Here is a 26,775-nt window from a genome sequence, read left to right as displayed (position 1 = left end):
CTATTTTTTGATTACTTGGATCCAACCTTTGAATTCATGGTCATTACCATCCTTATCTTTTACTGATAAAACATAGAAATAAGTACCAGAAGCCTGATCCTGAGCATCCCAATCATTTTGATAATTTTCAGTTTCAAAGACGTGATCACCAAACCTGTTGAAAATAACAATTTCGTTGCTGGCAAACTTGCCAAGTCCCTGGATCACAAAGGTGTCATTGTCTCCATCGTTGTTTGGAGTGATCACGTTCGGAATGTGGAATGGTAAGATCTCATTCACATCGTCATCCTGATTGTTTGTCTCATCAGTGTCTGTTTCAGCTGAGCTGATTTCTGCCAAATTAGTAATCAAGCCTGGGTCACCTGCTTTTACTTTTACTTTAAATACTATTTCATTATCGGCAGCAAATACCGGTATTGTCCATGTCAGCTGATTTCCAATAACAGCAAATGTAAACTCCGTTCCACCTGTGTTAGAAATGACTTCATTGCTCAAATAAGTCACATTCTGTGGCAGGTTATCAATAAGAATCACATCCGTCGCATCAAAACCACCGATATTTTTGATTGTAATCTGGTATTCAAATTCATCTCCTTCAAAGATTTCCACTTCAAAAGAAGTCTTTTCAACTGAAAGGTCGACATCATCAGGAACAGTGAAGCACCTCACACCATAATCAAAATTGAAGTTGGTTGGGTCCTCCCTACTTACAGATCCATTCTGAACCAAAGGAGTTGTCACCTCACATACCAAACCATTGATATCTTGAGCGCCCAGAACTCTTCCTGAAGGATCAGGAAGAACTTTCACCAATCCAGAAGCTCCAAAGGTCAATGCTTGAGCATCAAATACAGGATCAGGCACTAAAGTCACTTCGTATTCTCCATACGGAAGAGGCTGAGTTAAAATATGTCTCCAGTATCCAAATTGGCTCACAGATTCTGTCGCCTCGTATCCATTAGGTCCTTTGATCAGGATATTTTCCCCTCCAGGATTTCCAAAGCCAGCTTTATTCAACTCACCTTGGTTTTCATCTCCTTCATAACTTTCATCACCATTGAGATCAATCCATTCCCAATTGGAAATACTGATAGATTGCCCTGATGTGATAGTGTTTTTAGTAACCTCCCCATCATCATTGGCATCAAACCACTCATTTTCGATTCCATCTCCATTGAGATCATACCATATAAATCCTCTCAGCGATGGATTTTCTACAGCAGTTCCTGAACCTACTCTTGCATATCTAAAATCAACAGGATTATAAACGCATGGCTCAACAGTGATTGAGGCCAAATCCCCATCGATAGCCCGCAGACCTTTGGTGATTTCTAGATTTTCATCCAATACTTTGATCGTGTAGTCACCAGTGGCCACGCCTTTAAATTCATATCTACCTGATCCATTGGTGATGCTAATCAAGGTATCTCCAGACGTATTTTCTCCTGGAAGAAGGATAACAGGAACACTTGGAAGTCCTTCCTGGCCAATGATATTATAAAGAAGACCGGTCACTAAAGTCTCTCCATTACAAGAAACCTGGGTCACTGCATCATCTTCATCAGTCAATGGATCACCTCCTACAGGATTAGGAGCTGTCACGTAGGCAATATTTACAATTGTATTATTTGCCGCAACATCTGCATCAGTCACGGTGTATGTCGTTACAAAGTCAAGTGATTCTTGAGGAGCTAGGCTCGGAATCGTTGTATCAAAACCTGTCAATGGATCGGTTAACTGAACATCAGCTAGTTCTACATTTCCAGTATTTGTAACTGTAACTGTATAAGTGATAACCTCGCCGCTTGCAATAACAAAATCCTTGTCGGCTGTTTTGGTAATCTCAAGAGCTGGTTTAGCGTCTGTAGTTACGATTACTGTATCATTTGCTTCGACATCATTACCAGATGGATCTTGTGCTATAACTGAAGCAATATTAGTAATACTTCCAGCTTCCAAATCGGTCTGAGTTACTGTATAAGTTGCAATAAATGTCACTAATTCTCCTGGAACCAAAACAGGATTAGTTTCTACCAAACCAGTTAATGGATCTGTTGTAAGAACATTGCTTAAGGTCGTATTTCCTGTATTCGTAACCGTCAAGGTATATGTAATCACATCACCTACCTGATCATATGTCGTTACGTCTACTATTTTCGTCAATGCAATTCCAGAAGATTGGTTCGCAGTCACAGTCGCAGTCGCAGTATCGCTCAAGTTGGCGTTGGTTGCATCAGTTGCGGTAACTGTCGCTACATTCACCACTTGGCCTGCATCGATGTCAGCTTGGGCTATGGTATAATTTTCTGTAACTGTCACTACTTGGGCAGGTGTCATTGTGCCAATAACCTGGTTCAAGCCTGTCAATGGATCAGTCAAGGTCACATCGGCCAAGGTCTCGTTGCCCGTATTCGTCACTGTCAGGGTATAGGTAATCAAATCACCCACCTTATCGTAAGTTGTAATATCTGCTATTTTCATCAGATCAATACCAGAGGACTGAACTGCTGTTACCGTAGCTGTTGCCGTGTCTCTAAAGTTGGCATTGGTTGCATCAGTTGCGGTAACTGTCGCTACATTCACCACTTGGCCTGCATCGATGTCAGCTTGGGCTATGGTATAATTTTCTGTAACTGTCACTACTTGGGCAGGTGTCATTGTGCCAATAACCTGGTTCAAGCCTGTCAATGGATCAGTCAAGGTCACATTATCCAAGGTCTCGTTGCCCGTATTCGTCACTGTCAAGGTATAGGTAATCACATCACCTACCTGGTCATATGTCGTTACGTCTGAAGTTTTCGTCAGATCAATGCCAGGGGACTGAACTGCTGTCACAGTAGCAGTCGCAGTATCGGTCAAGTTGGCGTTAGTTGCATCCGTTGCAGTCACTGTTGCTACATTCACCACTTGACCAGCATCAATATCGCTTTGAGCAATTGTATAAGTTTCAGTTACCGCCACCACTTGTGATGGAGTCATCGAACCGATTACTTGATTCAATCCTGTCAATGGATCAGTTAAGATTACATTATCCAAGGTTAAATTACCTGTATTGGCTACAGTCAAGGTATAAGTAATCACATCACCTGCTTGATCGTAAGTGGTAACATCTGCTACTTTCGTCAGTTCAATATCGGAAGCCTGAACAGCTGTTACAGTTGCTGAAGCTGTAGCTGTTTGGATCACACTGTTCGGATCTTCTCCCGTCACCGTAGCCGTGTTCACATAGCTACCTACATCCACATCTGCCTGCATTACCGTGTAGGTGGCCGAAACAGTTGCCGACTGACCCGGTAACAAAGTGCCCACAGATGGACTACTCAGAGTCGTGCCCGCATCGCTCACCGTCACATTGTCCAAGGTCACGTTGCCTGTGTTTGTCACAACCAGACTGTAGCTGATCAGATCCCCTGCCTGTGAATAGGTGGCCGGATTAGCTGATTTAGATAGGCTGATACCTGGGTTTTGAATTGCAGTGACTGTCGCTGTGGCTGTGGTCAACTTGTCTGCTCCTTTGCTGTCTTTGGCCGTTGCAGTCGCGATGTTCACCACTGATCCCGTATCCACGTCTGCTTGGCTTACTGAATATGTTTCATTTATTGTAGCGCTCTGCTGTGGTGCCAGCGTGCCTACGTTGTATGTCAGGTTGGTCAATGGATCTGTAATCACCACATCGTTCAGGATCAGATTACCTGTGTTGGTAACCGTCAGGGTATAGCTGATTTCATCTCCAGCCTGATCGTAAGTCGTCGGGTTGGCTGTTTTGGTCAGCTCCAATCTGGAAACACCAATTGATCTGACTACTTCACTGTCTGTTGTGCTCAAGGTCGTATTGAACGGATCCGTGCCTTCAGCTGTAGCCGTGTTGGTCACCGTTCCATTGTCCAAATCCGACTGTAGAATCGTGTAGCTGGTCGGAATCACCGTCATTGCTCCCGGCACTAATATTCCAATGTTCTGGTTCAAGTTGGTCAACGGATCAGTTATGTTCACATTGTCCAAAGTAATATTACCTGTGTTGGTCACTTCCAGGGTATAATCGATGACCTGCCCTGCTATGGCATACAATTTCGGCGTAGCTGTCTTAATCAACTGGATCCCACCTGCACGAATTGCTAGCACGGTTTCTCTATCTTTTGAGGAAACTGTTCTTCCACCTGGACCTTCACCGCTCACACTTGCCGTATTGTCCACTTCGCCTGCATCAATATCTGCCTGACTCACTGTATAGCTGGTTGCTATTACAGTCACTGCTCCAGGAGCTAGTTTGTCTAGAGAAAGCTGTACAATTCCAGTCAAGACGTCAGACAGTTCGACATTGTCCAAGGTCACATTTCCAATGTTTCTTACCGTCAAAGTATAGTCGATCACATCACCAGGCTGAGCATAGCTTGTTGTGCTGCTTTGTTTATCAAGTTTGATACCTGGTTGTCTGCTTGCGACAGACACCGCATTGTCCTTATCACTTACAGGTCTTGCTAAAGGAGTGTTTTCTACTCCGCTGGCAGAAGCCACATTCGTAATCAGGCCTGCATCCAGATCGGACTGCTTCACTGTATAAGATGTGGTATAAACCGAACTTGCACCTGGCGCCATAGTGCCGATGGTTTGCGTCAGTCCGGTCAGATCATCAGTCAAGACAACTCCGGTTACCGTCACGTTACCGATATTGGTCACGGTGATCTCATATTCAATTAGCTCGCCTACAGTGCTGAATACCTTATTGAGAGATACCTTATCCACTTCTATCGCCCCAAAATCCTGTGCTGCGATCAAGGCTCTGTCAGTTGCGGTTGCCGTACTATTATCAGGAGCAGTTCCAGTCACTGTTGCCGTATTGATCAGGAACTGATTGTCAATATTTGTTTGCGTTAGTGTATATGTAGCAGTGAAGGTCTGGCTGTCTCCAGGTACCATAGTGCCTATGCTCTGGCTGTATGGAATCAGCGGATCACTTAACACAACATTGTTCAGAGTCACATTGCCCACGTTGGTCACCTCAAAGGTATAGGTAACCACTTCGCCAGCATTCACAAAGATCTTCGGATTGGCAGTTTTTATCAGATCCAGAGCAGGCGCTACATTTGCAAGAACCAGCTCGTCATCTGTTGCATCCACTGTCACATTCGTAGGAGATACACCTGTCGCCGTAGCAGTATTCAATATGCTTCCCGCATCCACTTCTGCCTGGGTCACCGTCAAGCCTACTGAATAGCTTGCGGTTTGGCCAGGAGCCAGTGTTGGCAGTGTTGGAGAGGTAAAGCTGCGGAGAGGATCGGTCACGACCACATCGTACAGGGTCACATTACCCTTGTTTTCCACTTCAAGTGTATAGGTAATCACATCCCCGACTTGATCATAAGTCTGTCTGTCAGCTGTTTTTTCCAGACTGATTGAAGGACTCTGACCTGCAGTTATTCGCTCAGGAGCAGTCACTGTCAAGACCGCACTGTTAGGATCTGTACCTACCGCTGTGGCAATATTATCCACATAGCCTCGGTCCAAATCAGCTTGGGTAATAGTTAAGATTCCGGATACCGATTCGGTCTGGCCTGGAACTAGTGTAAAGCTTGGAGAAATATAGTTGGCAAGTGGGTCATTGACCACCACATTGGTCAAGGTCACATTACCTGTATTTTCTACTTCTAAAGTATAATTGATCAACTCACCAACCTGACTGAAGGTAGGCGGACTGGCCGTTTTCTTCAGATCCAGAGCTGGTGTCTGAACAGCAATCACTGTTGCGGTCGCTGTTGTGCTCAGAGTTGTAGATGCAGGATCCAGGCCAGTTGCTGTGGCCGTATTTACAAAGTTTCCGTTATCAATATCTGCCTGGGTAATCGTATAGGTTCCTGCAACTGTCGCACTCTGTCCAGGGAGCAAAGTACCTACATTTGGATTGGTCAAAGTAGTGCCCGGATCGCTTACAGCAACACTACTCAAGGTTACATTTCCTGAGTTGGTAACCACCAAGCCGTAACTGATCACCTCATCCAATTGGCTGTAATCCCCCGGTGTAGGAGTTTTCGTCAATGTGATACCAGGGCTCTGAACTGCTGTCACCGTGGCTGAAGCCGTAGCTGTTTGGATCACACTGTTCGGATCTTCTCCAGTCACAGTTGCCGAATTCACATAGCTGCCGCCATCCACATCTGCCTGGGTAATCGTGTAGGTTGCCGAAACAGTTGCCGCCTGACCTGGTAGCAAAGTACCCACGAATGGATTTCTCAGCATCGTTCCCGCATCGCTCACCGTTACATTGTCCAAGGTCACGTTGCCTGTGTTAGTCACTACCAGACTGTAGCTGATCTGATCCCCTGCCTGTGAATAAGTAGTCGGATTAGCTGTCTTAGTAAGACTGATGCCAGGATTCTGAACCGCTGTAAGTGAGGAGGAAGCAAAATCATTTACTTTTTGCTTTTTAGGATCTATACCGCTAACTGTTGCAGAATTATAGATAATGCCAAAGTCTACATCATTTTGAGTAGCAGAATAAACAGTTGTAACCGTCTGGGAAGCACCCGGTGCAAGACTTCCTAAGCCTTGGCCCAATCCAGTCAAAGGATCAGTAATATTTACTTTATCCAAAGTTACATTTCCTGTATTCCTCACGACAAGAGTAAAGGTTATGGCTTCTCCAGCTGCAGCATAAGTTGATTTGTCTGATGCTTTGGTCAACTCAATATCTGGTTGCCTTACAGAGAATAAAGTAACCTGATCACTATCAGTAACTGGTACTAGTCCAGGATCCAATCCGGTTGCTGTAGCTGTATTTACCAAACTTCCCTGATCTACATCAGCTTGAGTGAAAGTATAGGAAGTAGTATAACTATTGATTGCTCCTGGAACCATATCACCTACATCCACTGTCAAGTTGGTTAAAGGATCTGTGACCTCCACATCCGTTAAGGTGACATTTCCATTATTGGTTACAGTGAGTGTAAAGGTCGCTACTTGATTTTCAGAATTATAAATAGAAATATCTGATGTCTTAGTGATCGTTATTTCAGCATCTTTAGCTGCTGTAACTATTAAAGAAGCGGTCTCTTGAATAGGCTGATTAGTTGGATCTTCACCAGTAACTGTCGCCACGTTTATAACTGCCCCAGCATCAATATCTGATTGAATTACCTGATAAGTTTCTGTATCACGTACAACTTGCCCCGGAATCATTGTTCCGATATTGGAAGATAGACCAGTCAGAGGATCTACTAACAATACATTTTCCAAAGTGACATTTCCTGTATTGGTTACTACCAAGCTATAGTTGATCACATCACCTGCAGCATTTACCTGATTTACATCGGCAGTTTTCGTCAATAAAATATCAGGGATTTGATTTGCATCGATAGTCACAGATGCTTGGCCATTCACGGCAGTTCCTTGAGGGGAGAAGCCTGTAACTGTAGCAATATTGGTAAGTGACCCAGCATCGATATCTGCCTGATTGATTGTATGCGTAGCAGTATAAGTCCAAACTTCACCAGGTACCATACCTGCTTTCACCTGTACAATTGGAATCTGCTTATCTACCAAAGTAACACCTACCAAGGATGTATTTCCTGTGTTGGTAACTTGTAGGGTATACTCAATCAGATCTCCTACATTTTGGTAAGAGTTTACATTAGCTGTTTTAGTAATTCCGATTGCCGGAGCGTTTGATGCCGTGATTCTTTCAGTATCGATGGCTCTAAAGTCTTTTCCTTTCGGACCAGTTCCCACTGCAGTGGCTTCATTGAATATAAAACCTCTATTCAGATCCAAAAGAGTTACCGTATAGGTAGCAGTGACTTTTGCTGTCTGACCTGGGGCAAGGCTACTGAAGTTTTGAGTAAATGAAAGCGCAGCATCCGACAATGTAACCGGAGCCAAAGTAACATTTCCTGTATTTTCAACTACAAACGTATACGTGATGACTTCGCCAGGCACCGCATAGGTCTGTGGATTTGCTGTCTTAGTGAGCGAAATACCTCCATTTTGCGAAACATTTACAGTCGCATCATCTGTATCGGTTCTTGCAAAACCATATTCGGTTATTCCCTCGGCAGTGGCCACATTCAGGATGCTACCTGCATCAATATCCGCTTGTGTCGCGGTATAAGTAGCCGAATAAGTCACTGATGCTCCAGGAGCAAGAGATACTAAATATTCACTTAATCCGGTTTTCGCATCATCAGTAGTAACATCATTCAGTGTCAGGTTACCAACATTTGAAACCACCAGTGTATAAGTGATTACCTCTCCAGCTGTTGAAATGGAAGCTTTATCAGCTGTTTTCTGAATATCTATTGCACCATTTCTCTGAACAAGCACCAAAGCATCATCTATATCAGATACAGCTTTCAGATTTGGATCATTTGCTTTAGCTCTGGCAAAGTTGAGTATGAATCCTCTGTCCACATCTGCTTGCGTGGTTTGATATACGGCAGTGATAGTTACTGATTGGGCTGGATCCAGATCAAAGGGAGCTGGACTAAATCCAGGAAGCATGGTATCTGCCAATTCCGTATCCGCCAATGTCACATTTCCAGTATTGGTAAATACAAATGTGTAGGTCAAGTCTACTCCAGGAGCCGAAATCACCGATTGATTTACTGATTTGGCAAGGCTGATTTGTGGGTTTTGCGAGGCATCCACGAGCGCATCATCCGAATCAGATTGTTGCTTGCTGTTAGAATCTATTGATGTAACTGTCGCTGAGTTGAAAATAGAACCTGCATCAATATCTGCTTGAGTTACATTATAGGTGGCGGTGAATACTTCCGTCTGTCCTGGAGCCATGGAAGCAATTGTCTGACTGTAGCCTATTTTACTATCAACCAGCTGCACATTATCCAAAGTGAGCGTACCGATATTGGTGATGGAGAATTCATAATCAATCGTTTCATTCACCTGAGAATAAGTATTGGAAAGAGCTGTTTTCGTCAATTCTATTCCACCTTTTCCATTCGAAATTGCAATGGCATCATCCTGTCCAGTCACCTTATTTCCGTCAGGCTTATTGGCTACGGACTGTACTATATTTCTAAACAATCCATTGTCAACATCCTGCTGGGTTACCGTGTATGTCGTAGTATAGGTCAAGGTAGCTCCCGGTGCCAAAGTAGGCTCAGATGCAACCAAACCAGTTTTTGGGTCTTCCGTCTTCACTAGACTCAAGGTCACATTGCCATTATTGACTACGGTAATAGTATAATTTAAAATCTCTCCAGCATTGGCAAAGACTAGAGGACTTACAGTCTTTTTGACCTCCAGATTACTAAACTGAACAGCTGTAGCAGTCCATGAGTCCGAAGCTGATAAGGTAGGCCCAGCTGGTTGAGTAGCTTTTACCGAAGCTGTATTCACATAGCTACCATTGTCTAGGTCAGCCTGAGTCGTGGTATAAACTCCAGTGTAGGTAAATGAGGCTCCAGGTGCCAAAGTACCTGTTTCCGATATTCCGAGTTTAGGATCCGTCGTGTTGACATTAGTCAAGGTAACATTACCCGTATTTTCAACTACAATGCTGTAATTAATTGGAGTTCCAGCAGCATTAAAGAACGATTTATCTCCTGTTTTTGTCAGGTCAATTCTTGCAGCTTGATCCACAGCAACCGTCACTTGATCAGTATCGGTGACCTGTTGTCCAGTAGGAGCATCTCCGGTAACCGTTACATTATTATCAATAGAACCGCTGTCAATATCAGCTTGAGCAACTGTATATACTGAAGAATATGTTTCTGTTTGCCCAGGTAAAAGTGTACCTACAACTTGATTGAAAGGAATTCTCGGATCATCGATCTCTACATTTCTGAGGGTCTGGTTACCGGTATTTTCCACTACAAAAGTGTAGGTAATCAAATCTCCTGCATTTCTTACCAAACTTACATCCGCTGATTTCTGAATGTCAATTTGAGGATTCTGAACTCCGATTGATTCTTCTCTGTCTGTATCCGTAACTGTCACTGAATTTGGATCCACGCCAGTTACGGTAGCAGTGTTTGGAACCGAACCGGTATCCAAGTCATTTTGAGTGATCGTGTAGGAAGCCGTAGTCGTGTAAGTCTGTCCAGGTGTTAAAGTGCCAATAGTATCATCTACTGAAGTGAGAACATCCACTAAATTCACCTGATCCAGGGTTACATTTCCTGTGTTTTCGACAACCAAAGTGTAGTTGAGAACCTCTCCAAGGAAATCATAGGAGAGCGGATTAACGGTTTTGATAACCTTAATTTCAGCATCCTGAACAGCTGTTAGAGTCACAGAATTTGTGATTGTACTGACTGGATCGGAGTTCACATCTACCCCATTGACAGAGGCGACGTTAACGATACTTCCTGCATCGATATCCGCTTGCGTTACCTGATAAGAAGCTGAAACATTTAAAGTCTGTCCTGGCGATAAACTTGGTATTGGACTACCTCCATTAACTGTCGCCTTCGCGTCTGTTGTCACTAAGTTTGTGAGTGTGACATTTCCAGTATTTGTCACCGCGATCAAGTATTGAATAGTCTCTCCCAATTGACTATAGGTCTGAACAGAAGAAGATTTGACCGCTTGAAGACCTGAAGTTTGCACTGCAGTAAGGGTAACAGTATTGGAAACAGCAGAACCTTGAGCCCCTTTCGGATCTTTTGCTTGTACCGTTGCAGTATTTACAATTTGTCCTGCATCGAGATCCGCCTGTGTGACAGTATGGGTAGCTGTTACAGTCCTTACCTCGGTTGGATTAAGGACAAATGAATTACCAGCAACAACTATAGTATTGTCAATAACTTTCGTATCTGTAAGTCTGACATTACCCGTATTAGTTATTACAAATTCATAATTGATGACTTCATTCAAAGTCGAATACGTGGACTGTGCAGAACTTTTTACTATATCCAAACTAGGATTCTGAATTGCAGGAACAATTACCTGATTTGAATTTCTCTTAAACTCTTTAGAATTAGTATCCTTTGCCTTTACAGATGCTGTATTTACATATTCCCCCGCATTCAGATCAGCTTGTGTGACAGTATGAACGCCTGTAACAGTAACCGATTGACCAGGTGCAAGTGTGGTAAATTGATTCGAAGAAGTAAGCTGTGCTTTAGGGTCAGTCAGCTCAATCTCTTTCAGGGTGACATTGCCGGTATTCTCAACTACAAAGCTGTAATCTATTACATCTCCAACTTGATCATAGTTAGGAGTTGAGCTATCCTTTTTAACATTGATATTAGGGCTTTGAACTGCCGGAACTCTTATTTGATTGGTTTTCGCTGTAATCACAGTTGCATCCGGCTCACTTGCTGAGACAGTTGCTGTATTAAGATATTTACCGGCATCAAGATCGGCCTGTACCACAACATGCTCGGCATCTACAATAACGGTCTGGCCTGGTGCAAGGGAGGAGATCGGTAAAGTACTGGTAAAGATAACATTCGGATCTTGAACCTGAACATTAAAGAGTGTTAGATTTCCAGTATTGGTGATCGAAATATGGTATTCAATGACATCACCAACTGCATCATAGTTTTGAGTCGGGGTGGTTTTGGAAACCTTCATTTTTGGATCTGGTGTTCCAATCAATGTTTTGGAATCCGTCGCCGTCAGGATATTTCCATTGAAATCTCTGCCCAAAGCAGAAGCGACATTTGTAATACTTCCCAAATCTATGTCTACCTGAGTGACCGTATAATCGACATCAAATCGAACAATCTCGGAAGGTGCAAGTACAGCTAATGTCGTATCCAAGCCTACTTTGTTGTCAACTACATTTAAACTGAAAATATTGATGTTTCCAGGGTTTTGGACATAAATGCTGTAGTTGATGACTTCACCCGGTAAGTAATAGCCGCTTTGCTGAACATCTTTGAAAAGGTTCAATCCCGGAGTTTGTGCTCCATTGATGATTTCGATGGCAGTATCAGAAATCGTAGCCAAATCAGGTGTAGTACCTGTTACTGTGGCGATATTTTCTATCTGACCCCGATCGATATCAGTCTGAGTCACTGTATACGTTTCCTGATAGGTTTTACTATCTCCAGGATTCATTTTTGCAATGGTATCGGAAAGCCCTGTATTCGGATCTTCCACCAAGACATTCGTCAGAGTAACATTGCCATCATTTTCTACTACCAAGGTATAGTTCAATACTTCACCTACTTGGAAATATCCATTTTGAGTTACTGACTTCGCAATGTCTATACTTTCATTTTGAACTGCTGGAATAATTTCATTATCCGAAGCTATTCCTAAAGTACCACCAGTAGCTTTACCTGTCGCTGTAGCGGTATTTTCATATTGGCCGGCATCTATGTCTGCCTGCTTGGTTGTATAATTTGCTGAATAAGTCCAAGATTCACCTACTTCCAGAACCTTGTTATTGTTCGTATCTCCCGATCTGTAGGTAGGTCCAGAAGTCGCTCCTGGATCAGTAACATTTACTGACTTGATACTTACATTTCCTGTATTGCTCACAATAATATTGTAAGTAAGACCTTGGCCTACTTTATTGTAAGAATTAGGCTGAGTAGTACTCTCCTTGTTGAGTGTCCAGGATGGATTTTGCTGTCCGGTAACTGTTTCCGAATCTGTCACACTTGGAATGCTGCCACTTGTTAATTGACCAGAAGCAGTCGCAATATTTGTGAAAGTACCCAAATCCAAATCAGCTTGAGTGACAGTATGCTCAGCAGTGTAAGTCCAAGATTCTGTCAAATCCAGTTTGGAATTATTGTTTGTATCCCCAGAAACATAAACCGGACTTGCATCTGCTTTTGGATCGGATACGGTAATATTGCCAACTCTTACATTTCCAGTATTGGTAATAACAATTCGATATTCTAAAACATCACCTACTGATTGATAAGAAGCCGGACTTGTTGTTACTGATTTTTCAATTGACCAATTAGCCTGAATATCAGCATCTACTGTAATGTCAGTTTGATCAGAAACCGGACCTGCAGTAGAAGTCGTTCCAGAAACATTCGCATCGTTAGTGAATCCTCCACTATCTACATCATCTTGTGTGATTGTGTAGCTGGTGGTATAGGTCCAAATCTCACCTGGAGACATAATATTATCTCCTCCAGTATCTCCAGACACGTAAGTCGGTGCATTGGTTTTTGGATCAGTTACCTGCAGATTTTCAGCAGAAATATTACCTGTATTTTCTACGACAATGGTGTAATTGATTACATCGCCAACAGCATCAAACTGGCTGACATCAGCGGTCTTAGAAATTGAGATGTTGGCATTTTGATCTACATCAGTCACAGTAGATGAGGTTCTGTTGTAGTTGTTACCCAAAGCATCAGAACCTACAAGTGAAGCCGCATTGGTAATTCTTCCAGCATCCAGGTCAGCTTGAGTTACCGTATAGGTAGCAGTATAGACCTGAGTTTGATTTGGATCCAGTCTAGTAATTGTTTGATCCAACTGTACCAAAGAATCCGTCACATTCACATTAAATATGGAAACATTACCTGCATTGGCAACTCTCAATGTATAAGTGATCACATCGCCAACAGCATCAACCTGATTAGGAGTGGAAGTCTTGACAAATACAAAGTTTGGATTCTGAGCTGCATCGACCATTGCCTTATCACTGGAGAATACCCGCTGTCCTTTTGGTCCTGTTGCTTCCGCTTGCGCAGTATTGGTCACAGATCCGGCGTTGATATCATCCTGAGTTACTGTGTAGGAAGCTACTCTGGTATAGGTGGCCCCAACTGCTAAATCCGGAATTACCAATAAAGTAGGACTGATCAATGGATCTGAAATGCGAACATTACTTAGGGTAACATTTCCGGTATTCCTTAAAGTAAATTCATATTCAATAATATCACCTGCATTATCATATCCAGTGGTCAAAGCCTGCTTTTTAAGACTGATTTTCGGAGTTTGACTACCCACCAGATTTGCTGCATCCACATCAGCTACTGTTACTCCAAGGCCTGTTTCTACTCCAGATACAGAGGCAATGTTTAGGATTTCTCCCAAATCTAAATCCTGCTGTGTGACAATATAAGTTGGAGTATAGGTCCGTTTCTCGCCAGGTAGAAGCGTACCAATGGCATCTTGGAAATTCAATTTGGCATCTACCACATTGATATTTTCCAGTGTGGTATTTCCATTGTTGACAACCACGATGGAGTAAGAGATTACCTCTCCTGCAAAAGAATATCCTGCAGCGTTGGCTATTTTCTCAATGTCAATTCTTGCCGTTGGGTTACCATCAATCCAATTTGTGTCTTGATCTGTAATATCTGTGCCATTTGGATCTTTTCCGGTAACAGTTGCAGTGTTGACAATTTGTCCTCGATCAATGTCCGCCTGTGTAACCGTATAGGTAGCTGTCACAGTAGAAGACTGTCCTGGATCTAAATCTCCCACCACAATGGTTGATGGAGTAGCTAAATTATCAGTGATTTCAATGTCCGTAATGGTCACATTTCCAGAATTGGTCACGATAAATTGGTATTCTACCACATCCCCAACAGCAGGGTCAGTATTGACAAAATTGACATTTGTTTTCTCTAAAGTCAGCCTTGGATTTTGTGAGCCACCCAATACATCATCTGCTGTATCGGTTACAGTACCTGCCTTAGGATCGATTCCTTCCACAGTAGCAGAATTGGTAATTGTCCCGGCATTTACATCCGCTTGGGTGACGGTGAATTGCAAAGTATAGGTCAAAGTCTGACCCGGGGCCATATCTCCTACCAGAATATCATCACCAGTCAATTGATCAGTTATTTCAACTGCGCTTAAATCAACATTTCCTGTATTTTCTATGACAATGACATAATCCAAGACATCTCCTGCTTGGTCAAAACCAGAATTCAGAACTGTCTTACTAATATCAATCGAAGGAGTAAATGCCCCTGTAATTGTTATATCATCAGTAGCTGTGATCGTATTTCCTCCCGGAGTCAATGCTGAAATGTCTGCAGTATTGGTAATCGTACTGTTATCTACATCAAGTTGAGTGACAGTATAATTGGTATGAACTGTATAGGCTTGACCTGGGGCTAATGTAGGTCTAGTAACATCCAGTCCTGTTTGTAGATCGGTGACATTTAGACTGCTAAGCGTAACATTGCCAGTATTTGCAATAACAATGGTAAAGTCAATGACTTCTCCGGCATTGGCATAGCCTGAAGCATTGGTAGTTTTTAGAATTTCCAAATCAGGATTTTGGACAGCATTGGCATCTACCTGCGTGTTATCTGTTACCAAATTACTATCCGGATCCGTTCCAGTGGCAGTCAACGTATTGCTGATCGAACCACTATCTATATCTGCTTGAGTTACCGTGTAGGTACCTGTCAAGGTTCTAACTTGTCCTGGAGCAAGCGTTGGAATGGTCTGCGATAAATTGATTTCAGGATCGGATACCTGAACTCCCGAAAGTGTCACATTACCAGAGTTAGCCACTTCCAAAGTGTAGGTAATGACCTGACCTGTAGCATCATATGTGGTTGGGCTAACTGATTTATTTACCGTTAGTTCTGCATTTTTTACAGCATTGATAGTTTCAACAGCAGTTACTGAGCTTAGTGATCCTTGAGCAGGCGTACCTGTTGCAGTTGCGGTATTTGTAAAAGTACCCGCGTCAATATCAGCTTGGGTAATCTGATAAGTAGCCGTATAAGTCCAGGTTTCAGATGGCTCAAGTTTGTTATTGCTATTTGTATCCCCACTCTGCAAAGTCGGTCCTGTTGTGACATTTGGATCAGTCAATACCACATTTGAGATACTTACATTACCCGTATTGTCCAAAACAAAAGTATAAGTAATGGTTTGGTTTGCCTGGATATATGTTGGTGGTGAGGCAAATTTATCTAAGGTCCAACTTGGACTGCCTGTCGCAGTTACTGTTTCACTATCTGTTTTTTCTGGTAGAGTCCCTACTACCGAACTACCATCAATAGTAGCTGCATTGGTATAGCTACCCGCATCAATATCTGCTTGAGTAACCGTATAAGTCGCTTGATAAGTCCAAGATTCACCTACATCGAGGATACCTGTATTCGCCACGTCCCCTGAAGAATAAGTAGGTCCCGTACTAGCTTTAGGGTCATAAACATTTATAGTGGAGATAGAAATATTCCCCGTATTGGTGACAATGATATCGTAGGTGAGTATCTCTCCTGGGTTCGCATATCCACTTGGTGAATTGGTATTGATTTTTTCTACATCCCAATCCGGGCTTTGGTCTCCTGGAGTAGTGACTGTAGAAGTTTCCGGAATTAATGTACCAGCCACTGGAGTACCGCTTGCGGTAGCAGAGTTTGTAAATGAACCAGCATCTACATCCGCTTGAGTTACCGTATGACTTGCCTGATAAGTCCAGATTTCACCAACATCCAAGACTCCTATATTTGCAAGATCTCCTGAAATATAGGTAGGACCAGTATCAGCATTTGGATCGGTGACAACAGGATTATTGATCGTGATGTTACCTGTATTTTCGACAACAATTGTATAAGGAATCACCTCGCCTGCAGCGGCAAATTGAGTGGTGGTAGTCGATTTATCGATCGTAATTCGAGGAGTCTGAGCTGCATTGATGGTCAGGTCATCTCCACGCGCCAAAGGTGATCCGTTTGGATCGGTTCCCGAAACGCTGGCAACATTGGTAATAGAACCCGCATCAATATCCGCTTGAGTCACTGTATAGGTGACGGTATAAGTTCGGGTTTGTCCAGGCGAGATATTAGGCACATTAAATGAATCACTTGTGGTGATATCCTCTACTGTGAAATTGTTTAATGTCACATTTCCTGAATTATTAATATTCAAGAAGTATTCTATTGTTTCACCTGCCTGACTGTAACCCGTTTTATTGGCAGTCTTAATAATGTTGATATTCGGATTTACAACTGCATTTACCCTGACTGGATTGGAAGTGACCCTAGGCATCGCACCTGCGGATAAGGTTGTTCCATTTGCAGTAGCGATATTATCAACAAAGCCTCTATCCAGGTCTGCTTGATTGACTGTATAGGTTCCTGTATAGGTCCAGATTTCACCCGGATCCAATTCATTTTGATTGGTTATGTCTCCACTGACTTTGATTAAATTTCTAACCAAAGGATCTGTGGTAATCGGGGAATCTACAGTAATATTCCCTGTATTTTCAAGTAAAACTTGATATGAAATTACATCTCCAACTGCATCAAAGTCCAAAGTAGAGCTTGATTTGGTCAATGTCCAGGAAGGATTTTGGATTGCTTGAATAATCAAGGTGTCAAGATCAGTAGTTCGAACTCCACTTGGAGAATTTCCACCTATTTCAGTGAATAAAGGGATAAAGCCTCGATCAATGTCTGATTGATCAATAGTATACGTACGATCTAAATTCTCTGTGATTCCTGGAACTAAAGTACCGACCCGCCATAATTCGAGAGTTTGAGGAATCTGTGCCGTCACATTACTTAATGTCACATTGCCTGTATTTGTCCCGGACACTCTAAAATTAATCACATCTCCTACAGCTGAAAATGTAGTCTGAGTGGAAGTAATGTCTAATTCAATTGAAGGATTTTGGACTGCGTCTACCCTGACCGGAGTGGAAGTAACTCTAGGCATCGCACCAGCAGTTTGGGTTATTCCATTTGCTGTAGCTATATTCTCCACATACCCTCTTTCTAGGTCTGCTTGATTGACAGTATAGGTTCCTGTATAGGTCCAGATTTCACCCGGATCTAATTGATTCGGATTGGTAGCGTCTCCACTAACTTTCAATAAATTAGTTCCAAGCAGGGGATCCGCTGTAACCGCGGTTATAACAGTAATATTACCTGTATTTTCTAGTAAAATTTGGTATGAAATTACATCTCCAACTGCATCATAGTCTAAGGTGGAGCTTGATTTTGTCAATGTCCAGGAAGGATTTTGAATTGCCTGAAAATCCAAGGTGTCAAGATCACTTGTTTTAACCCCATTAAGAGAATTTCCAGCTAATTCAGAGAATAAAGAAATAAAGCCTCGATCTAGGTCTCGTTGTCGGACGGTGTAAGACTCGTCTGTTGTTTCTGTAATGCCTGGGTCTAAATTACCTATTGTCCAAAATGATAACGTCTCCGGTATCTGGGCCATGACATTTCTTAAAGTCACATTTCCGTTATTTGTCCCAGACATTCTAAAATTAATCACTTCTCCTACAGCTGAAAATGAAGTTTGAGAAGAGGTAATATCTAATTCAATAGAAGTATTTTGGACAGCATTTACCCTGACCGGATTAGAAGTAATTCTAGGCATCGGGCCTGCGGATAAGGTTGTTCCATTTGCAGTTGCGATATTTTCAACAAAGCCTCTATCCAGGTCTGCTTGATTGACTGTATAGGTTCCTGTATAGGTCCAGATTTCACCTGGATCCAATATTCCACTACGATAAGAATCTCCATCAATTTTTGTCAAATTGGAAAGTATGGGATCTACAATCGTCGCTCCGATTATTGTAAGGTTTCCAGTATTTTCAAGCTCCAACTGGTAGGAAATTACGTCACCGAGGAAGGTATAATCCTGAGTGATGGAAGATTTAGTGATGGTCCAACTATTTTGCTGATCAGCATTGATAATAGTTTTATTAGAATCGACTACCAGATTTGGCATTCCTACTACTGCTACGGTTGATCTAGCTGTATTTTCTATAAACCCTTTATCAATATCTACTTGATTAACTGTATGAGACGGTGTATAAATCCATGTTTCACCTGGATTTAACTTTCCATCAGAGTTCGTATCTGAACCTGGATCTGGTACCTGTGAAAGATTTGGAAATTTAGGATCATCCACATATCTATTATTTACTTTCTCTACGGTTATATTACCTGTATTGGAAAGCTCAATTCTATAATCAATCACTTGTCCCACTTGATCATAGCTAGACTCAGCACTGGTGATGGATTTCACCAAGGTAATAGAAGGGTTTTTTATCGCATTAAGTGTCACAGATTCACTGTCTGTTACAGTTCCTCCACCTATTGTAGTGGCTAGTACTGTTGCAGTTGAACTAAATGACCCTCTATCTAAATCAGTTTGAGTGATTGTGTAGCTTGGAGTTACAGTTATTGTTTGATTTGGGAAGATCGAATTAAAGTTACTTCCACCTGATCCAAACGGAGATGGAATCTTTATTGAAGTAAGAGTTACATTTCCAGTATTGGTTATGAGTAATTCAAAATTGATGACTTCGCCAACAGTACTATATTCAATTTTATCAGGTGTGAAGCTAATATCAATCGATGAGTTTTGAATACCATTTACCGTAGCTGAACCAACTGCATCTGACAGGGTTCCTATAGCGGCCGTACCTGAAGCTGTAGCAGTATTAGTAAATTTTCCAGCATTCAAATCCTCCAATGTGATAGAATAGCTTGCTGTATAAGTCCAGCTTTCTCCCACATCCAATGTATTTAATGTAGCACCATCACCGGTAAATAAAGAGGAAACCACTGCATTTGGATCTGACACAGAAATACCTGTAATGGAAACATTTCCAGTGTTTTCCAAAATTAACTGGTAAGTCAATACATCATTTACTGCATTGTAATTTGCCTGTTGAGCTGATTTTCTCAACTCCCATTCTGGATCTACTACTGCAGGTACATAATCTTTGTCTTTGCTAGCGACATTTACTCCCAACGGAGTTACCCCAGTCACACTTGCAATATTTTCTACTCCTCCACCATCGATATCTGCTTGTACAACTGTGTAAGTAGTTGGAATAACTGTAACTGCACCGGGAGCCAAACTTCCTATTAGGACTTGAAGGTTGGTATTTCCATCAAAAACTTCAACATTATCTAGGGTGAGGTTACCAGAGTTATTTATTTCAAGTTGGTATGGAATAACTTCACCCGCCTGCTGAATAGTAGCAAGTTGCGCAGTCTTTTTAATCTTCAAACTTGGAGATAATCTAGCTTGAGCAATAGCAATATCTTTATCGGAAACCTGACGTGAAAGGGGTGCTGGTTCCACACCTGTAGCAGAAGCCAGATTCTCGATTTTACCATTATCCAAATCTGCTTGAGTGACTGTATAAGTTGTGGTTAAGACGTTGGATTGTCCCGGCGCAAGCGTTCCAATATTTTGATTTAACCCTGTTAGGTCATCCGTCACATTGATATTTTCAATGGTGATATTTCCAATGTTATTTACTTCAATCTGATAGCTCAAAACCTCATCTACCGCGGTATAGGTCTTATTCAACACCGTTTTTAGCACTTCGATGGCTCCAAAATCCTCTGCCACTATATAGGCTCTATCAATTTCTTCAACTGAATTATTGTTTGGATCAGTTGCCGTAACAGTTGCTGTATTGATCAAAGTTTGGTTATTGATATCCTGCTGGGTAACTGTATAAACTGAGGAAAGTGATGCAGTCTGTCCAGGGGAAAGGGTTTCAACTGAAATCCCTGTGTAGCCAATTTGTGGATCATTTAACTCTACATTATCTAACGTTACATTACCGGTATTTTCAATAACGAAAGTATAGGTAGCTAACTCTCCAGCATTGACAAAAGTGCTTGGCGAAACTGATTTAGCTAGATCCAAGGCTACAGACTGACCAGCTAAAATTACCAAATCGTCTGAATCGGTTGAGAGTCCACCCCTAGGATCTCTACCTGATACAGAAGCATTGTTATCTACCTGTCCTCTATCTAAATCTGCTTGTGATACCGCATAAGAAGTGGAGACCGTTTGAATTTGACCAGGAGAAATAGAGCCAATATTCTGATTCAATCCTGTCAATGGGTCTGTTACTGTGACATTATTTAAAATGACATTTCCAACATTCTCTACCTCCAAGATGTAATCAATTACCTCATTTACTGCGGTATAATTAGAGGTTGTGCTGGATTTATTCAAATTGATTTGTGGAGAAAGCACTGCTGGTACCGTAACCTGATTACTTGAAATTGGAGCCAAAGTTCCACCAGCTGGCGTACCTGTTACCTGGGCGATATTACTATAAACTGTGGCATCCAAATCAGCTTGAGTCACAGTATGGGTAGCCGAATAAGTCCAAGATTCTCCTGGATCCAACACGCCTGGATTGGAATTATCTCCGCTAAGAACACCGGAAATGCTGGTATTTGGATCAGTAACCGAAATGGAGGAAATGCTTACATTTCCTGTGTTAATGATTTCTATATCAAAATTGATCAGATCACCTACTGCTGAATAACTAGTGGTCTTGTTTGTTTTGATTATTTGAATTGAGGGTAGTTGGTCAGCATTGGTGGTCACAGAAGCAATTACATCATTCAAAGTTCCAGATGATGGACTACCTGTTGCGGTTGCAATATTGGTATAACTTCCTCTATCAATATCTGCAGGGGTGATAGAATAATATCCAGAATAAGTCCATGCTTCTCCAGGACTCAAAATTGAATCTGATCCTTGATCTGAATTTACAATTAGAGTTGGCCCCGAAGACAATCCTGCGTCATCCAACGAAATACTTGAGATGGAAACATTTCCTGTGTTGGAAAGCACCATTTCATAAATTAGAAATTCTCCTATTTGATCATAGGATGTTGCAGTTGTGGATTTAGATAAGGTCCAATTTGGATTGGCAAGAGCTGGAATATTAACTGTATTGGAATTAATAACTGGCATAGCACCTACAGCAAGGGTATTTCCTGTCGCAGTGGCGGTATTTTCCACAAATCCTTGGTCTATATCAGCTTGAGTTGTGGTATAACTACCGGAGAAAGTCCATATTTCTCCGGGGTCTAATACGCCAGAATTCACTAAATCTCCACCGGACTTAGTCAAATTTGAAATCAATGGATCGTTTATGGTAGCTCCAATAATTCTAATATTTCCTGTGTTCTCCAATTCAATTTGATAGGGTATGACTTCTCCAAGAGAACTGAAGCTTGTGGCGCTACTGGATTTTGATAAATCCCAAGTCAATTGCTGGTCAGCATTGATTGTAACTGTATTTGAATTAACAATTATATCTGGTAAACCTGATACCACTGCATTCCCTCTTGCAGTATTAATAATTTGCCCTCTTTCTAAATCAAGTTGATTCACAGAATAAGAAGGAGTAAATACCCATACTTCTCCTGGACTCAACTTTCCATCACCATTGGTATCTGAACCGGCATCAGGTACCTGTGAAAGGTTGCTAAACTTAGGATCAATCACATAGGTCCCATTTAACTTTTCAAGAGTAACATTTCCAGTATTGGTCAGCTCAAGTCTGTAATTGATTATTTGACCTACTTGATTATAAGTGGTCTCTGAACTGGTGATAGATTTCACCAAGGTCATTGATGCATTTTTTACTGCATTGACAGTTACAGTATTAGAAATAGCATCTGCCAAGTTTCCTCCTGTCGCTGTTCCTGAAATAGTTGCGATATTTTCTATAAAACCCCGATCTAAATCCGCCTGAGTCGTCGTGTAAGCCCCCACATATCTCCAAGCTTCCCCCGGACTTAAAATCCCGTCATTCCCAATGTCAGTTCCGTCAATAGGAGTTTGTAATAAATTTGGTAACAGAGGATCACTGATTGAAATACCCGAAATGCTTACATTTCCAGTGTTGGTGGCAGTAAATTGATACACCAATCCCACTCCGGTAGCATCAAATGTAGTTGAAGATACTTGTTTGGTTAAAGTCCAAGATGGATTCGGAACAGCTGTGACCCTTACTGTGTTTGAAACGGCATCCTGTAAAGTTCCTCCTGAAGGTGTTCCAGAAATCGTTGCGGTATTTTCTACAAAACCTCGATCTAAATCCGCCTGAGTCGTCGTGTAAGCCCCCACATATCTCCAAGCTTCCCCCGGACTTAAAATCCCATCATTTCCAACATCGGTTCCCTGGATTGGGGTTTGTAATAAGTTTGGAATTAGTGGGTCATTTATTGAAATTCCTGAAATACTGACATTTCCAGTATTGGTGGCTATAAACTCATAAGGCAATCCAAAACCAATTGTACTAAAGGATGTTGAAGAACTTCGTTTGGTTAAAGTCCAAGATGGATTCGGAACAGCTGTGACCCTTACTGTGTTTGAAACGGCATCCTGTAAAGTTCCTCCTGAAGGTGTTCCAGAAATCGTTGCGGTATTTTCTACAAAACCTCGATCTAAATCCGCCTGAGTCGTCGTGAAAGCCCCCACATATCTCCAAGCTTCCCCCGGACTTAAAATCCCATCATTTCCAACATCGGTTCCCTGGATTGGGGTTTGTAATAAGTTTGGAATTAGTGGGTCATTTATTGAAATTCCTGAAATACTGACATTTCCAGTATTGGTGGCTATAAACTCATAAGGCAATCCAAAACCAATTGTACTAAAGGATGTTGAAGAACTTCGTTTGGTTAAAGTCCAACTTGCCGTGGCCGAGCCAGTTGCAAAAGCCAATACAGCTCCATCTGGTAGATTTACTCCGTTAAAAATCAATTTGGGACTAACAAAAGCATCGGGTACAATTTGGTTTACAGTACCCGTAGTAAAATCTCCATCTCCATCTACATCGATCAGTAATCGATAATTATTGACTTCTGTGGTGCCGCCTGAAGTTGTCAATCCGCTAAAATCAAATTCCAAATTTACCGTCCCGGGATCCCCTGTTCGTTGTACTTTCCATTCTCTGCCCAAACGGAACATATTGAGACCAAGAGGAACATCGGTATCTTGCTCAGCTAATGCCCCGTTATCATGCCCAATTATTAAATAATCTCCATCCTCTAATGAGGAGGGGTTACTCAAAACAATATTTCCTTTTCCACTTTGTCCGATTCCGTTACCTGAGCCCGTGTTTAAACTATTGGATTGCATTTGGTTTAATTCGCTGGCATCGTCTTTTCCAATCCCAAATACATCATTCCAAAAGGGAATATTATCCCAAATTGTAGTTCCAGTAGAGCTCACATAACTAGAAATTGAAGGATCTAGCGAAATACCATATTTTAGTGACAGATAGCTCAAAACCACTTTCCTTTCTGAAACAGAAAGACTTTTCGGAAATGTTATTATTTCGGAAACTTCTCCATTAAACTGCTTCCAAATATTGGAGGTGGTGGCTCCAGTATTATTCGTTCCACCAATCCAAGGTGTTAAACTTATATTACTAAAGGTGGCGTTTACAGGATTTACTGCTTCATTGGCCCCATCAATAGTAGCTGAAGCTGCAGTACCGCCAGTTGCCAAATCTACATTGACCAATCTGAATCGATTAGGTGCCAAGGTTGAGGAGGATAGATAATAGTATTGGGATAAAACTCCATTGCTTAAGTAGGCATCATTCCCATTAAATCCTCCGAGAATTTGTTTGCCAGTACCTGAAGGTGTTTGGATGCTGCTTCCTATTAAGGCTCCACTCACTGTACTTGATCTTGAATAAACAGAAAAAGATTCGACTACAGTTATTTCTGTATTACCTGCCAAATAATCTACAGGAGTAGTACTAATTGAGCTATTTGTGAGGTTAACAGATGGATTGAAATTGAGTCTTTCCTCTCTAAAAGTAGGTGAACCTACCAAAGAAAAAGTATTGATACCTGATTGATCAACCCAACTAGTTAGGCTGGTACCACTATTCCCAGCTCCTGAATCCGCCTTTAACCATAAGTTGGCTGATAATAAAATAGGTGGAGGTCCAGTAATAAAAGTAAAATAACTGCCATCATCCAGTGTCAGCCCATCAAAAGATACCACTCCTCCCGTCAAAGCTGTTGCTCCCACTTCAGATGCACCTGAGCTGAAATCACCATCGGTATCGATCAGTAATTTAAAATCAGGAGCAGTAGTACCAGTAACAGAAAGGCCATTAATATTAAATCTAAGATTAACTGTACCTACATCCCCCGTATGCTTAACTAGCCATTCTCTACCAATTCGACTTGCACCAGCCAGACTTGCTGGTACTTCATTGGTTTGTTCGGTTAATGCATCAGCATCATGACCGATCATCAAAAAGTCGCCATCTTCCAAGGATAAAGGATTGCTGATTACTATGTTTCCTTTTCCGCTTTGGCCGGTGCCATCGCCGCTTCCTGTGTTGATACTGTTTGATTGAGTTTGGTTCAAGCCACTTGCATCATCTTTCCCTATTCCAAAAACATCATTCCAATAAGTCGGATTATCCCAGATTAGTGTTTCATTGGAAGTGATATAGGAGGAAATTTGCTGGTCAAGTGTTATACCATATTTTACTGCTAAATATGAATGGATTTTCCTCTTTTCTACGGCTGATAAAGAACTTGGATAAACAAGTAATTCCGCTAAATCTCCGCTTAACCTTCCTACACTGACTCCTCCGCCAATAGCCGGAGTCAGGTTAATAACGGAAAAGTCAACTCCAAGATCCTGAAGTACATTAACTGTCCCTCCGTTAACCTTTGCATCAGCAAGGGTGGGTGCTAAATCTATTGTACTAATTGAAAAAACAGTGGATAGATTTGAATTGGCAAATGACTGTTCGTTACGATTGATGTCCCGATTCAGCATGGAATTAAATAACCCTGCAAAAAATCCTCCCTCACCCGTTGCATTTCCCAGGATAGTCCCTTGATTTAGTTGGTCTTTGTATTTAAATACTCCAAATACTTCTACTCCGCTGATTCCGGCATCACCTATTAATCCATTAACGGGTAATCCAGGGCTTGTTGGATTTGTAAAATTAATAGACGAATTGAAATTGATAGAATTAGTTAATACTGTGGGGGCGCCATTCACAGTAAAGGTATTTATACCTGTCTGGTCTATCCAACCTGTCAAATTACCTCCGCTATTCGTCACTCCCTCATCTGCTTTTAACCAAAGATTAGGATTATTGGCAAGCTGATCATCGTTAACTATAGTTAGAATCAAATCTCCATTAAAACCGTCCCCATCTGAATCTTGTGCAGAAAGATCTCCTGTGACGGTACTTATTCGAAGATTCAAAGTTTTATTCCCAGATGGAATTGTATTATTTATTAAGGTAAAGCCCAAAGGAATTGAGTCAGTTTTGGAATAACTTCCGGGGTTTATGGTGATGGACTTATTTGGAAAGGAATAATCCACGCCTTCTACAGCATCTCCGCCTACAACAGAAAATGTAATAGTTGCTAAATTTTTTACTAGCCCTTCGATTTGAAGATAGGGCATGAAGGATCCATCATTTTCATTTACCCGGATGGAGCCCTGGGTAAATTCTACTAAAGGAAGGAGGCCAATTGAAACATTATCTAGGAAATTCGCTGCAGCACCTCCTGTAAGTGATTCAAAACCTATTTGATAAACACCGGTAGGTTGGTCCCAGACAAGAGTTCCAATTCTTTCATCCCAATTTGAAATGCTGGAGGCAATATGCTTATCTACAGTTTTAATTAAATTACTACCATCTTCTGAAAAAATTGCAAACTGTATTTCCTCTGTTGAAAAACTTATCCTTTTCCTATGATAATATCTCCAATCAATGGTTTCTCCATTTACTAAATAAACAAATTGATAAAATCGAGCAGGAACTGATACGTTCAATTCTACAAAATAATCTCCATCTTGTGAGGCTACTCCGTTAAAGCCAGATCTCCAATGTTCAATAGGAAATTCAATATTATTTAAAGGGGGGTGGTTAGAATACCAACCATCAATTTGTGGGTTTGGAGCTGCTTGGGAGGCTGGAAAAGCGTCTGAACTGTGAGGAACTATAGACCCGGTCTCGAAAGAAGGATTAACAATAATTCTATTCTGTGAATAAATAGAAAAGGGTAATAATATAAAAAATATTATCAAAATAGCTTTAATCCCTAATTCTGATTTTAAAAAATATATTTCAAAGTAATTCTTTTTCAT

At 41.6% G+C, this 26,775-nt stretch carries 1 protein-coding gene; it reads right to left on the bottom strand.

The features are described from left to right. A complete protein-coding gene (locus BUR11_RS21135) occupies nt 1-26,775 on the bottom strand; it encodes a DUF7507 domain-containing protein (protein ID WP_074226980.1) in 26,775 nt (8,924 codons plus the stop codon).

It is taken from the genome of Algoriphagus halophilus (assembly GCF_900129785.1).
GTDB lineage: Bacteria > Bacteroidota > Bacteroidia > Cytophagales > Cyclobacteriaceae > Algoriphagus > Algoriphagus halophilus.
Note: the sequence above shows the minus strand (reverse complement) of the source record. Positions and strands in the feature narration are given on the sequence as shown.

What these genes read in the sequence shown, in the direction of transcription:
- BUR11_RS21135 (WP_074226980.1), bottom strand. Translation starts at nt 26,775, where the DNA reads ATGAAAAAGAATTACTTTGAAATATATTTTTTAAAATCAGAATTAGGG.